The sequence below is a fragment of the Calothrix sp. FACHB-168 genome (assembly GCF_963889195.1).
In the GTDB taxonomy this organism is placed as follows: domain Bacteria; phylum Cyanobacteriota; class Cyanobacteriia; order Cyanobacteriales; family Nostocaceae; genus Aulosira; species Aulosira anomala_A.
The window spans coordinates 228,444-241,417 of record NZ_CAWPNJ010000074.1; the positions used below are offsets into that span (position 1 = coordinate 228,444).

At 39.9% G+C, this 12,974-nt stretch carries 13 protein-coding genes; 10 read left to right on the forward strand and 3 right to left on the reverse strand.

Going from position 1 to position 12,974, the window contains the following annotated elements; translation table 11 throughout:
- Positions 1 to 16: 16 nt before the first annotated feature.
- The 3 genes from AACW45_RS34235 to AACW45_RS34245 all read left to right on the forward strand — a co-directional run bounded on the left by AACW45_RS34235 (position 17) and on the right by AACW45_RS34245 (position 2,542).
- Positions 17 to 580 (forward strand): Uma2 family endonuclease, encoded by a 564-nt coding sequence (locus tag AACW45_RS34235; RefSeq protein WP_190630302.1) that lies wholly within the window; start codon positions 17 to 19, stop codon positions 578 to 580.
- Between the two features lie 86 nt (positions 581 to 666).
- On the forward strand, positions 667 to 1,695 hold the full coding sequence (locus AACW45_RS34240; RefSeq protein ID WP_190630371.1) for an alcohol dehydrogenase catalytic domain-containing protein: 1,029 nt from the start codon (positions 667 to 669) through the stop codon (positions 1,693 to 1,695).
- Between the two features lie 235 nt (positions 1,696 to 1,930).
- Entirely contained in the window at positions 1,931 to 2,542 is a 612-nt protein-coding gene (locus AACW45_RS34245) for a hypothetical protein (protein WP_190630304.1), read from the forward strand.
- Positions 2,543 to 2,741: 199 nt separating this feature from the next.
- Here AACW45_RS34245 and AACW45_RS34250 read toward each other — a convergent pair whose 3' ends face one another.
- The 3 genes from AACW45_RS34250 to AACW45_RS34260 form a co-directional block, all read right to left on the reverse strand.
- Entirely contained in the window at positions 2,742 to 3,107 is a 366-nt protein-coding gene (locus tag AACW45_RS34250; protein WP_190630307.1) for a Dethiobiotin synthetase, read from the reverse strand.
- Between the two features lie 400 nt (positions 3,108 to 3,507).
- The gene (gene prmC / locus AACW45_RS34255) at positions 3,508 to 4,431 is read right to left on the reverse strand and encodes a peptide chain release factor N(5)-glutamine methyltransferase (RefSeq protein WP_190630309.1); all 924 of its coding nucleotides are present in this window, start codon (positions 4,429 to 4,431) and stop codon (positions 3,508 to 3,510) included.
- Between the two features lie 89 nt (positions 4,432 to 4,520).
- Positions 4,521 to 6,965, reverse strand: a complete 2,445-nt coding sequence (locus AACW45_RS34260; protein ID WP_190630310.1) for an ATP-binding protein — start codon at positions 6,963 to 6,965, stop codon at positions 4,521 to 4,523.
- A gap of 302 nt (positions 6,966 to 7,267) precedes the next feature.
- Between AACW45_RS34260 and AACW45_RS34265 the strand changes: the two genes are divergently transcribed.
- From AACW45_RS34265 to AACW45_RS34295, 7 genes are all read left to right on the forward strand, one after another.
- Complete coding sequence (locus AACW45_RS34265) at positions 7,268 to 8,119, forward strand: carbohydrate ABC transporter permease (protein ID WP_190630373.1); 852 nt, start codon at positions 7,268 to 7,270, stop codon at positions 8,117 to 8,119.
- Positions 8,116 to 8,952 carry an ABC transporter permease subunit gene (locus tag AACW45_RS34270; protein WP_190630312.1) on the forward strand — a complete coding sequence of 279 codons (837 nt, stop codon included), beginning with the start codon at positions 8,116 to 8,118 and terminating at the stop codon, positions 8,950 to 8,952. The genes AACW45_RS34265 and AACW45_RS34270 overlap by 4 nt, the downstream gene beginning before the upstream one ends.
- Before the next feature lie 215 nt (positions 8,953 to 9,167).
- Positions 9,168 to 9,314: a hypothetical protein gene (locus AACW45_RS34275; protein WP_339381944.1), complete on the forward strand. Its 147-nt coding sequence runs from the start codon at positions 9,168 to 9,170 to the stop codon at positions 9,312 to 9,314.
- A 123-nt stretch (positions 9,315 to 9,437) separates the two neighbouring features.
- Positions 9,438 to 9,929 (forward strand): photosystem II cytochrome c-550, encoded by a 492-nt coding sequence (gene psbV, locus AACW45_RS34280; protein WP_190630314.1) that lies wholly within the window; start codon positions 9,438 to 9,440, stop codon positions 9,927 to 9,929.
- Positions 9,930 to 10,096: 167 nt separating this feature from the next.
- Complete coding sequence (psbV2, locus tag AACW45_RS34285) at positions 10,097 to 10,594, forward strand: photosystem II cytochrome PsbV2 (protein ID WP_190630316.1); 498 nt, start codon at positions 10,097 to 10,099, stop codon at positions 10,592 to 10,594.
- A gap of 258 nt (positions 10,595 to 10,852) precedes the next feature.
- Positions 10,853 to 11,269: a plastocyanin gene (petE, locus tag AACW45_RS34290; protein ID WP_190630318.1), complete on the forward strand. Its 417-nt coding sequence runs from the start codon at positions 10,853 to 10,855 to the stop codon at positions 11,267 to 11,269.
- Positions 11,270 to 12,318: 1,049 nt separating this feature from the next.
- Complete coding sequence (locus AACW45_RS34295; RefSeq protein ID WP_373461998.1) at positions 12,319 to 12,603, forward strand: c-type cytochrome; 285 nt, start codon at positions 12,319 to 12,321, stop codon at positions 12,601 to 12,603.
- Positions 12,604 to 12,974: the final 371 nt, after the last annotated feature.

The window sequence follows — 12,974 nt, forward strand, 5'->3', positions numbered from 1 at the left end:
AACATGACTGAACTGTATGGTTTTAGCTATTCGTCTGTTAACAGTTCAAGATTATCACCGCATGGCAGAGGCGGGAATCTTTCATCCAGAGGAACGAGTTGAGTTAATTGCTGGACAAATAATTCAGATGGTAGCCAAGGGAACAACTCACGAATCAGCCATTACTCGCATAGATAGATTATTACGGAATCGTATCAATCATGAAGTTTTGCTGCGGTTTCAGTCTCCCGTGCAATTGGATGATTATTCTCAACCAGAACCAGATGTAGCTGTGGTAGTTCCCGATGCATTAGATTATGATGACCGCCATCCTACGCCATCAGAAATATTTTTAATTATTGAAGTAGCTGATACTAGCCTGAAATATGACACAGAGGTGAAAGCGGCGATTTATGCGAAATCAGGTATTGTTGATTACTGGGTTTTAGATGTAAATAGGCGCAAGCTTCATGTTTATCGCTTACCTAGTCTGCAAGGTTATCAAAGTGAGACGATTCTTGCAGAAGATGTGCAAATTTCTCCTTTAGCGTTTCCTAATTGCCTGATTACGGTAAGGGAAATGTTAAGACCCATAACTTAACTATTGTAATTAGCGATCGCCTGAATAATTCCACTACACAAAGCGTTATAAAATCAGGTGAAGTCATTAATTTTAGGTCAAAAGTTGTGTTGGCAGCCTTGCTTTATGGTCAAGAAGATTTACGCTTAGAAGAGGTCGCCGATCCGACTCCGGCGGCTGGTGAAGTAGTAATTCAAGTAGAGGCGGCGACAACTTGCGGCACAGATTTAAAAGTATGGCGGCGTGGTGGTCATGCCAGAATGCTGAAACCACCTACTTTATTTGGTCATGAGGCGGCTGGGCAAATTGTCGCTTTGGGTGCGGGTGTCACAGGTTGGCAAATAGGCGATCGCGTCGTCGCTAATAATTCCGCACCATGCATGAATTGTTTTTTTTGTCAACGTCAAGAGTATTCTTTATGCCCCAATTTGACCTGGAATAACGGGACTTTTGCCCAATATCTGAAAATTCCTGCACCCATAGTCCAGCATAATTTATTACCTATTCCCGACGATCTGCCCTATGAATTAGCAGCCTTGACCGAACCCTTAGCTTGTGTCTTGCATGGGGTAGGACGTACCCAAATCAAACCACAAGACCGAATCGTCGTCTTAGGAGATGGGGCTATAGGGCTGATGTTTGTCGCCGCTTTAGCCGAGAAACAGACAGCCGAGATTTGGCTGTGGGGTGGTAGCGATCGCAGATTAGAAATTGGGAAAAAATTAGGCGCAACCCAGACATTTAACTATCATCAAATTCCCGATATCCCTGGAGTAGTCAAAGAACTAACTCAAGGCTGGGGTGCAGATATCGTAATTGAAGCCACTGGCGTACCTAGCGTTTGGGAAACTGCGATCGCATCTGCTCGTCCAGGCGCAACCGTCAACTTATTTGGTGGTTGTCCCAGAGATACCACGATTACCGTCAACACCGAACAACTACACTACAGCGAATTAACCTTAAAAGGCGTATTTCACAACACCCCTAAATATGTCCGCGCCGCCCTAGCAATGATAGCTAGTCGTCAACATCCTTTAGAACTACTAATTAGCGAACATCGCCCCCTAAAAGATTTAGCACAAGTATTTAATGACATGAAAGCGCGCAAAGTCATCAAAGTAGCCCTGAAAGCATGAATTGAGGTAGAGGAGAAGGGAGATAAGGAGGACAAACAATTCAAAATTCAACATTAAGAATTCTATTTGACTTTTGCCCCATGCCCCATGCCCCATGCCCCATGCCCCATGCCCCATGCCCCTATCCGTAAAACAACCTACAAACCCAGCCATCTTTTTTAAATTTATATGAAATGATTTGCCAGCAAAACGGGAAAACTATGATTACCTCGCGATATAGTTCCCGATTTTGAAAATGTTAAAAAAACCTCTGCTTACTTTATTGATTTTGCCTGTTTCTTTCTTGTCTTGGTTAGCGCTGGGAATGCTTGCTGATTCCAAAACCAACGCCTTACCAGGACAACAAACTGAAGAAGTAACTACCTGGATTCAAGCACATCCTACCCTACGCCCTAGAAGTGGAGAGCGCTTATTTATACAAAAGAGTGATACAGCAGCCCAGCGATTTACCTTTTTAGCATCAGTGTTACCGCCGGGAAAAGTAGCTTTTACTAAAGACCGCAGTGTCATTCGTAACGAACGCATTACTATGTATGATGCCGTTAACGGTATGACATTCGATCGCCTACAAGAAGCTTTACGAGTAATTTACGGAGTAGATATTTATCAAGACTTTAAGCGCGGGCAAGTACTATATCAATATCCTAATCAAAGCGCGATTAACTCAGCCCGGTTGGCGAAAACTCCAATCAGGGAAGCTTTACAGGGAGAATTGCGAATAGGCGATCGCTTTGCTTATTGGATAGAAGTAGCCCAACCTAAAGCAGGTAAAGCTTTCACCGGTCAAATGACAGTTTTACTTAAAAGCGATTTAGACAAATTAGAAGCAGAATTACGCAATCGTTAATGAAGGCAGAAGATAACAGGCAGAAAGCAGAAGGAATTTCCATAAATCATTTTAGATGGCAAAATACAGTTTCTTCTCTTGCACACTGAGCGTTCGCGTAGCGTCTCGTTCGCGCAGCGTCTCCCCTTGGGAGAAGAGAAGTCGAAGTGTGCCCTCTGCCTTTCCTCCCTAATGTGAAAGTTGCGCATTTTATCTGCGATTACCCTCCTAACCCACTGTTGGGTGGGGTATGCCATTTACCAGAAAAAATACTTTCAGCCGCTAGAGAAATTCGCAGCAAATCTTCTTTTAATAAAGGCGGCCAGTCAACACCAACTTTCCGCCCCCCAGCAAATAGCTGTTGAGTCTTAATACTTAACTCAAATAGCGCGTAAGCTAGGTCTCTATCGAGAGTAGAGGCTTCTTTGAGGGCTTCAAACACCACTTTCAACGCCAACAAAATCGAAGTAATTTGACCAGGAACTGGCGGTTTTCCCTGTTTCATCCGCATTAACAAGGAATCTGGGTAGTCTTCGGTTGTTAATGTTTGGTCTATCAGGATTTTGCGAGCCGTTTCGTAATTCATTTATTCAGATTACAGCAGATGATGTCTCAGTAATACTTAGTTATAAATTATCACCCTTAATTGGGATTGTGATGAATTTTAACTCAAATACTTTGATATTTATATGTTTCTTATAGCACTCATATTTAATTTTTTGGCAAAATTCATGACACCTCTATTGTTTGCTTTGTTTACTCTGAAGTTATTTTATATATTTTCTTCTGTGCAGAGTAATTCGGATCGTCAAACTAGATGTTTATAGGTAATGATATAGATTAATTATTAGTTAAGTCTTTTGTGTGAGTTGAACATTATCAAATAACCAATCTCTGAAAGAGCAATTAATAATAGCAATTTGCCAATTAATTGATGATTTTTTCTAAATTTTTATGGCTAAATTATGTAATTTTAAAAATATGGGTTAATCATTAACCTTCAAATAAGCAAGGGCAAAGCGTTCTATTCCCTCTAAATCGGAGTGAATTTGAATATTGTAGTAACTACCGTGATTTTGTAAAAGTTCCTGCACTATTTCCGCTTGTCCTGCCATCATTTCAATTAGCCACACACCACCAGGACGTAAATAACTAGGAGAGATTTCAATTAAATGACGAATGCAATCTAAACCATCAGCACCCCCATCTAAAGCTAAATGTGGTTCGTGGAGAATGACTTCTGGTTGTAATGTTGGTAAAGTGCTTGTAGGGATATAAGGTGGATTTGATACCATACCACTAAACTGACCTTTTAAATGTGTTAGCGGCTGCCACCAAGAACCTTGATAAAATTGTATTCGTTCGCTGAGTCCTAAATTTTCGGCATTGGCTGTAGCGATCGCTAAAGCATCCAGACTGTAATCAACGGCGTGAATAGTAGCATCGGGAAACACATGAGCTAATCCTAACGCGATCGCTCCACTCCCAGTACCCAAATCTGCCCAATATCCTGACTGTAAAGCTGGGGTAATTTGGCTATCGTTAGCCGCAGCTACAGCTAAATCAATCAAGCATTCTGTTTCTGGGCGAGGAATTAAAACTGCACTCGATACAGCAATTTTAAACTGTCGCCAAGGTGTCACCCCGGCAATATACTGTACAGGAAAGCGATCGCTTAACCGCCTTTGCCATAAAAGTTCTAAATCTGCTAAAGGTAACTCTAATTGAATCTGCGGCCAGTTTTTGAAAGATTCTAAACGCAGCGCTAACCGATCTAAGCCAGCTATCTCTTGCAGTAACCAATCAACTTCTGCAACTGGTACATTATTAGCGATCGCAGCTTGAATTGCACTCTGACGCCACTGCCAAAGTTCTAACCCCGAAATTACTTTTGGCTGTGTGTTCGTCATATTTCAAGGTCGATGAAAATTTTCAGACTGTGAATTTACATTTTATTACAAGTTTTGAATTTTGAATTTTGAATTGATTTGTTTTTCGCTTAATCTAATCCCCATTCCAGCTTTAAAGTTTCTAGCTTGGGATTTTTGACGCTTAAGCTGTGACATTCATCCAAAAATCCTTTCACCTGTTCTTCATTGAGAGTCAAACCACCCTCTTGCAGGTTATGAATATAAGTGATGATATCAGCAGTAGTGAGAGATGAGCTAATTTCTTCTAGTAAAATAGCGTTTCTGACTTCTCTACAGACTAATTCAATATCTGATGAAGTAAACCTGACACTTTTTTCGGCTAAAAACTCAAAATTAATTATCTGCTCGAAGTCAATTTTTGCGAGATAATGTTGAAATATTTCGATTCTTTCCGATTTATCTGGCGGAAAAATGGGAATTTTCCAATCTAATCTTCCCGAACGTTTTAAAGCACTATCAATACCACTTAAATAATTAGTAGCCGCAATCACAATGACATTACTATTGCGGAGATTATTCAATTCAATCAACAATTGATTAATAGTTGCTTTTTGGTCTGTATGGGCGTTATCCTCATTCCGGTTAAAGCCAATACTATCTAACTCATCAATAAATAATACCGAGGGAGATTTCTTTTTAGCCTGAGCAAAGATATCGCGGATATTTTTCTGACTTTGACCTATCCATACACTAATAATATCTGCTGGCGAGAATTTAAAGAAATATCTTGCCGATTCGTTAGCAAATGCATTAGCTAGGAGGGTTTTACCGCATCCAGGTAAGCCATAAAACAAAATTCCACTAATAGCATCTTGATACCCTTTAGATTGAAGCTTGAGCAATTTACTTAATTTCTCTTTCTCTTCTTTTAAGCCTTTAACTTGGCTAAAATCTAGCTTAATTTCTGGGGCGCGATTAGTCAGAGAATATGTTTGTCCTACACTTTGTTTTTTGACTCCATACTCAAACGATGGATAATTAATTGAGTCAAATGAAACGGGTACTAGTTGATGATTTTCATAATCAGGAGCCATGACGACAATTTGAAAATTATCGCTATAATAGCCAGTGAGTTTAAATTTTAAGACTTCTTTCGCCTTTTTAATTTGGTAATAGTTACGAGCAATTTCAAAACCAGGAACGACTAACCAAACAGTCTCTAATTGATTCGGCCATACTTTTGATTTTTGGACAATGCGCTTAATTGAATCTAAAAATAAATTATTATCTTGAAATTCCTGATACTTGAGAGTTTCTATCTCCACAATTACTTTATTTTCCACGTAAACTTGGATAATTTCGCTTTGATATTCTTCCTCATAATCTGACATTTCATCATCAGTTGTTTCCTGATCTCTAGAAGTCAATTCTACTTCACAGCGAATCTGAGACAGTTCATAGCCTAAATTTTCTAAAGTTTTAATGGCAAAATATTTCAGGTAAATATATTCTGTACTTTCTTGCTGCCACTTCAAAGTATAAAAATGTTCGGCTTTCATTCTCAGTAATAACTGAGATTCAGCAAATATTTGTGCCTTTTGCAATTCTAAGAAATAATTTAATAACGATGCTTCATCTTCCTCCATTTGATAATATGGTAGTTCTAAAAGTAAGCGGAAATGAGCATAAATTTCTTCTTTATATTTTATCGCGGCTTCATTAGGATATTTACATCTTAAGGTGAAAGTAAAAGGAATTTTACTAGCTACTCTATCTACCAAATATCCTAGAGCATCTTCTTGCTGTTGTGCTTGAATATCTGATGCTGACGGACAATGAAAAACAATAAAAAACTGTTCAGAATTATATTTATTAGCATATAGAGATATCTGCTCAAACTGCTCGTCAAATTTTTCACAATCTAGTAAATCTAAAGCAGTATTGCCTAGAATAACGCTGGTCATTGTGGAAAGATAAAAATGATAAATATTCGCATCAGATAGCGAATATTCTTTTTCATTGTCGCTATCATCGGCAGTAATATTGGTAGTAAATTTTTGATTAGAAGCTTTAGGAATAAACCCGCTACCTTTATACTGATATTTTCTGATTAACTCATAATTTAAGATTTTGACAACAATATCCGAAAAGAAATCTTCTTTTTGTGGTATCAGAAAAATTCCCACTGGTTGATTTGAGTCTAAACATACCTGAAAGCGTTCGTATTCTTGCTCAGAAACAAAATCAAACAAGTAATAGAAAAAATCATGTTTAACGGGAATGGTATCGCTTAATTTCGCTAAAATTGCAGCCGAATCAGCCGATTTACTCTCTGGAGTGACACCTTTAATCGAAATCGCTAGTTTAGTATCTAAAGGAGTATTTAAATCAAATATTGGCTCAGTGTTAAGTTCCAAATCATCGAGAGCATGATTAAAATTATCTACAAAAGCTTGACTGCGGCGCTGATAGCCAAATTGCTCCATAATAGTTTTAACTCGCAGACTTTTTTTAGTTCTTCCAGTTCGCTGTAGTTCATTTTTGATCGTGCGTAAGTAGGTTGTATATGACATTATGTGCTTTTTACTCTGTCTAACTAAGTGAGTCTCCCCACAGGAAGCAATAATATAATTCCCCAAGCTATATGTATAGTTAACTTAGGTGAGTAAGCGTTATATAAAGGCAGAAGGCACACTTCGACTTCGCTCAGTGTGCAGGAGCAGAAGTGAAGATTGATTAGGAAAACTTTACTTATTGTTACAAAATTCTCCTGCTTCACCCTCTCTACTAGCCCCTAGCCCCTAACTAACCCCTAGCAGTTGTGTTGGAAATTAGCAGGCGACACAGAAACCGCAGATGGTATATTACAGAAAATATGGCTGGATATCTATTTATGATGCCTGCCATTTTAGTTTTGGGCATTTTTGTCGTACTTCCAATTCTTTACGCTGTCTTTCTTTCTCTACATAAAGTTCAGCTTCTCGGCGGGATTGAATATCAGTTCATCGGGTTTCGCAATTTCACGCGCTTAGTTGAAGATGAACGGGTGTGGATTGCGTTGAAAAATACAGCTGAATATGTTGCGATTGTTGTACCCGCCCAAACTATTCTCGCCTTAGTTCTCGCCGTCACCCTAAATTCTGGGATTCGCGGACAAAATTGGTGGCGCATTCTCTACTTTTTACCCACAGTCACATCCTCAGCCGTGTTGACGCTAATTTTCATGTGGATTTATAACACCGATGGGCTACTTAATGATGTTCTTGGTGCTGTAGGTTTACCTAGATACAACTGGTTAGGCGATCCAGCCGTTGCCCTCAAAGGGATTATGATCATGAATATTTGGTCAACAGCACCGTTTTACATGGTAATTTACCTAGCGGCGTTGCAAGATATCCCCCAGTCACTTTATGAAGCTGCTGAACTCGATGGGGCAAATGGCTGGCAAAAGTTGATTCATGTTACTATCCCCATACTCCAGCCTGTAACTTTCTTTGTTGTGGCGATGGGAGTAATTGGGACTTTTCAATTATTTGACCAATCTTATATTTTTTCTGGGGGTACTGGCGGCCCTAATAATGCCACGTTGACGGTAGTGTTACTAATTTACCAAGCTGTATTTCGGAATTTACAGATGGGTTATGCAGCTGCGATCGCTTTTTTATTAGCCGCCATCATTATTGCGATCGCATTAATTCAACAGCGAATTTTTGGAGGTGACATGTGACTCCCATCTCTCGCTTTTCCTGGCTGAAATTACTGCTATATGCCTTACTCACAGTCTATGCCATCATCACTATCATTCCCTTTGTTTGGGCACTCTCTGCTTCATTTAAGCCCCTATCAGAAATTGTCAGTGGCGAGCCTAATTTATTACCACAAAATTTTACTTTTGACAACTACAAGCAAATATTTTTACAAGAGCCATTATTTTGGCGTTGGCTATTTAACAGCGTATTCATCGCCTTGAGCGTAACTATTTTAAATTTACTGCTCAACTCAATGGCAGGCTACGCCTTAGCGAGATTAAGCTTTACTGGCAAACGCTTTTGGTTTTTACTGATTTTGGCAGTTTTAGCCGTTCCTGCCCAGATTACACTCATACCCACCTTTTTGATTTTAAAAGCGATCGGCTGGCTCAATAGTTACCAAGGCGCGATCGTACCTAGTATGGTAAATGCCACATTCATTTTTATGATGCGGCAGTTTTTCGTTAATTTTCCTAAAGAATTAGAAGAAGCTGCCCAACTTGATGGTTTAAATACCTTAGAAATTTTTCGGTATATTGTCTTACCCTTAGCCAAACCAGCCCTAGCAGCCCAAGCAGTTTTTGTCTTCATGGGTAGCTGGAATAATTTTTTGCTACCTGTAGTCATTTTATTTGACCCAGAAATGTTTACCCTACCTTTAGGGCTAAACAGCTTTAAAGGTCAATACATCAGCTATTGGAACTACATCATGGCAGCTTCAATGGTCTTCACCCTCCCAGCTTTAGCAATCTACGCCTTTTTCAACCGCTACTTTATTCAAAGTGTCACATTTACTGGAGGTAAAGGGTAACAGTCAACCGTCAACCGTCAACCGTCAACCGTCAACCATCAACCCTCTTTCCCAACCTCTACGATCCCCACTGTAACTAGAACAGTATTTTGAGCGACAAATTGCACTCTTAACGTGATATTGGTATTACAGCGACTTAATCTCTATATATCAGTTAACAAAACATTATGGGTTTTGCAGACCTATCAATCGCAGAGATAGCAGCAGACTACAGTATGACTGTGGACAAAGGGTTTTCTCTGTATAACCACCTCTTAATTGCCGATAAACACCAAAAAACCCGTTTGGCGTTGGCGGCTGCAAAGGCAATTATTTCGCAATTATTGTCTGAGAAATACCCAAAAGGTACTAGCACCTGTTAGGTGTTAGTAAAGCCACCTCCAGGGCTATCTTGAGCTTGGATTCATGGCAAAAAACAATTAACAACATAGAGATTGAGTAACGCTAACTAGCTGTGTTGAGTGTCAAAATCTTTAAGGGGAAACATGTTTAGAAGATTAATTGGCGTTGTTGTGGCTACTGTTTTACTAACTTTTCAGATGATTGTCGGTAGCGCGACAGCCCTAGAATTGGATAAAGATATCAGAACAGTGCCATTAAACGATAAGGGTGATACCATTACTCTCAGCTTAAAGCAAGTCAAAGAAGGTAAAGCTTTATTTCAGTACGCTTGCGCTCAATGTCACGTTGGTGGTGTTACCAAGACTAACCAAAACGTAGGGCTGGAACCAGAAGCACTAGCACTAGCTACACCAAACCGTAACAATATTGAAGGTTTGGTTGACTACATGAAGAATCCTACTACCTATGATGGTGAAGAGGAAATTTCCGAACTACACCCCAGCACCAAGAGTGCAGATATTTTCACCGAAATGAGAAATTTGACCGATGAAGACTTAACAGCGATCGCAGGTCATATTCTCCTACAACCCAAAGTTGTTGGCACCAGATGGGGAGGTGGCAAAATTTACTACTAAAGCCAGTAACTACTACTGAGTACTGAGGTCTGAGGTCTGGGTGCTGAGTCACGGGACTGGGGATTTGGGAAGACCCACTCTCATATCCCCACTTCTGTAATAATCAGCAATCAGAACTGGGAACTCAGTACACTTTGCCCCATTAACACTATTTCAGCTAGCTGCTAATGCTGTATCGATTATTTGCGCGTTATCTATTTCTAGTTCTGCTGATTGTCTTATTGGTCTATCACAGCAGTACTTTACCTGCTCAAGCTGCCAATATCGATGCTTATATTGGGCGTTATTTACATGTGACTGAACCAATTGCACTAGAACTCGATGAACAAGGAAATACTCGTCTGTTTTCCCCATTAGAATTATCTGCTGGGAAAAAACTGTTTGAAACCAACTGTATTAACTGTCATGTTGGTGGCGCGACTTTACCCGATCCTCAAGTATCTCTGGCACTAGAAACCCTCAAAGGTGCTAATCCAAGACGCGATCGCCTTAACTCTCTGGTTGACTTTATGCGTCAGCCTATGACTTATGACGGTATTCAAGAAACCTATTGGTGTCGGAAGTTAAGCCCTGATTTTCTCTCCCAACAGCAAGTGGAAAATTTAGCCGCTTTTGTTCTCACCGCAGCCAAAAAAGCTCCTGGTTGGGGTAAAGAAGATTTTTAGACATCTACAGCTAATATTTATATAGACAAAAAATATTGATTTTGATGATTATACTATAAATTTACTTTTATTAGCTGAAGTATACACATTATTTTCGGTTAACTTTATTTAAGTATTTTTACCCGATTGCCTAAATTTCAACTAGAGAAATAGAGTTCATCATTAAAAAAAATTCATCTATGACAGATTGTCATATTTGGCGTATTTTTTATTTAAAATGGGAAAGGGAAAATTAAAACCATTTGTTAGGAGAACGCCATGAAATTAATTGCGTCTAGCCTGCGGCGCTTGAGCCTAGCTGTATTGACAATTCTTTTAGTTGTTAGCAGCTTTGCTGTTTTTACTCCCAGCGCATCTGCTGAGACTTATCAAGTCAAACTAGGTAGTGATAAAGGACTACTACAATTTCAACCCAAGAGTATAACCATTAAACCAGGTGATACAATTGAATGGGTGAATAACAAGCTGGCTCCTCATAACGTAGTGTTTGACTCTGCTAAAAACCCTAAACAAAGCGCTGAATTAGCCAAATCTTTATCTCAAACTAAGCTATTGTTGAATCCAGGCCAAAGCGTAACCACCACCTTCCCCGCAGACGCGCCTACTGGTGAATACTCCTTCTACTGCACACCCCACCGTGGCGCTGGTATGACTGGTAAAGTCATTGTTCAATAGCTAGATACAGCTAGATAATAGATGATTTACTTGCTTGGCTGGCAAATTAGCCCTTAGCAATCCATCATCAACCTAGAGTGATGACCAAAAGAATGGGAGACAAGCCCCGTCCTTACTTCGACAGGCTCAGTAACCATCTAGAACGGCTTTTTAGGGAGTTTTTTGATATAGTCCCGAATAGCTTCACAAAACCATCCTCTTGGTATTGTCAGCATAGCTTTTAAGTCTGTTAAACTCTGAGGAGAAAAGTCTTACTCTTAGGGTTTTTTCTCTCGGCATTGCGGCAGTATTTATGCTACACTATGGGAGTAGTCTAGCACAAGCAGGAATCCGTCGGTACTGCCCTCGACCTACGACGTAAAGCGATGCTAGTACGTGAGGAGCGAGTAACCTCATTAAAAACGCATAGACTCGACAGAGTACCGAAAACCAGTGATTGTATGATTTGTTGTTTCGAGTATCGTGGGGCGCACGAGAATTAACGCTTGGGGAGATATATCCCACTGGGGCTAATTGCCATAGCTAGATAAAACCACCTTTCGGTAGGTTTATCCGGTGAGGGGTCGAATCGGCGAAGCCCAATCCTTTTAGTTTTAAGGAGTGTCGTTGAACCAAGAATCTCCGCACTTTTAAGGCGGAGAGCGTCAAAATTTATAGATAATGAGCGGTGTCGAGTCTCATCCCTGCCTAAAATGCTAACCATTGCATAGGCTTGTTCACAGAGGGGGTAACTCGCCACCGCTAATTTTTATGGGATTTCCGGAGAAATAATGGGAATCCTATTGAATTTTTTCAATGCAAAATTACAAATAAATTGAAGATTTCTGCGCTTAATAATGTTTGTGCATTACAGAAATCAGCGCTTCATAGGGTAGAGTACACATAGCATTTGGTAATCTCTCAGGCTTCTAGCAGCCATATAAAACTTACTGGAGAAGGTTTTGCAGTTGCCGAATGGTTGTTGCGAGGAGAATATCTTGAGAATACTTGTGAGAATACTTTTATTTATACTGCTGTTAGCGATCACCTTTTTTAGATTCACATTCATTTTGCCAGCATTCGCTGTTGAAGCATCAGAAGGAGCCAAAATCTTTGAGGCTAATTGTTCTTCTTGCCATATAGGTGGCGGTAACATCCTCATTAGCCATAAAACCCTGAAAAAGGAGGCATTAGCGAATAATCTAGAGAATTATAACCAAGAAGGTATTAAAGCAATTATTGACCAAGTAAAGAACGGCAGAAATGCTATGCCTGCCTTTAAAAACAAACTCAGCAATGAAGAAATTCTCCAAGTAGCTGCCTACGTCTTTCAAAAAGCGGAAACAGGGTGGTAATTAGGTATTGGGCATTGGACATTGGGCATTGGGCATTGGGCATTGGGCATTGGGCATTGGGCATTGGGCATTGGGCATTGGGCATTGAAAGAATTTTGGATTTTGGATTTTAGATTTTAGATTGGAATCTATGCATCGCAAATCTAACTTGAAAATAGGGAACGGGGAACGGGGAACAGGGAACAGGGAACAGGGAACAGGGAACAGGGAACAGGGAAGAGAGATTTTCATGCCCTCGTTGTGTGATTTATCACATGACCGTCTAACTTGAAAATAGGGACTAGGGCTTGTTTTCAAACCCCGAAAGTAGGTTGCTTGAGGTGAACGCAACCCAATGAAGTAACGTAAATGTTGGGTTTTATTCCTCAAAT

Excerpts from the sequence above, each read along its gene's own strand:
- AACW45_RS34235 (WP_190630302.1), top strand. The coding sequence starts at position 17 with ATGGTTTTAGCTATTCGTCTGTTAACAGTTCAAGATTATCACCGCATG.
- AACW45_RS34245 (WP_190630304.1), top strand. The coding sequence starts at position 1,931 with ATGTTAAAAAAACCTCTGCTTACTTTATTGATTTTGCCTGTTTCTTTC.
- AACW45_RS34250 (WP_190630307.1), bottom strand. The coding sequence starts at position 3,107 with ATGAATTACGAAACGGCTCGCAAAATCCTGATAGACCAAACATTAACA.
- prmC (WP_190630309.1), bottom strand. The coding sequence starts at position 4,431 with ATGACGAACACACAGCCAAAAGTAATTTCGGGGTTAGAACTTTGGCAG.
- AACW45_RS34260 (WP_190630310.1), bottom strand. The coding sequence starts at position 6,965 with ATGTCATATACAACCTACTTACGCACGATCAAAAATGAACTACAGCGA.
- AACW45_RS34265 (WP_190630373.1), top strand. The coding sequence starts at position 7,268 with ATGGCTGGATATCTATTTATGATGCCTGCCATTTTAGTTTTGGGCATT.
- AACW45_RS34275 (WP_339381944.1), top strand. The coding sequence starts at position 9,168 with ATGACTGTGGACAAAGGGTTTTCTCTGTATAACCACCTCTTAATTGCC.
- psbV (WP_190630314.1), top strand. The coding sequence starts at position 9,438 with ATGTTTAGAAGATTAATTGGCGTTGTTGTGGCTACTGTTTTACTAACT.
- psbV2 (WP_190630316.1), top strand. The coding sequence starts at position 10,097 with ATGCTGTATCGATTATTTGCGCGTTATCTATTTCTAGTTCTGCTGATT.
- petE (WP_190630318.1), top strand. The coding sequence starts at position 10,853 with ATGAAATTAATTGCGTCTAGCCTGCGGCGCTTGAGCCTAGCTGTATTG.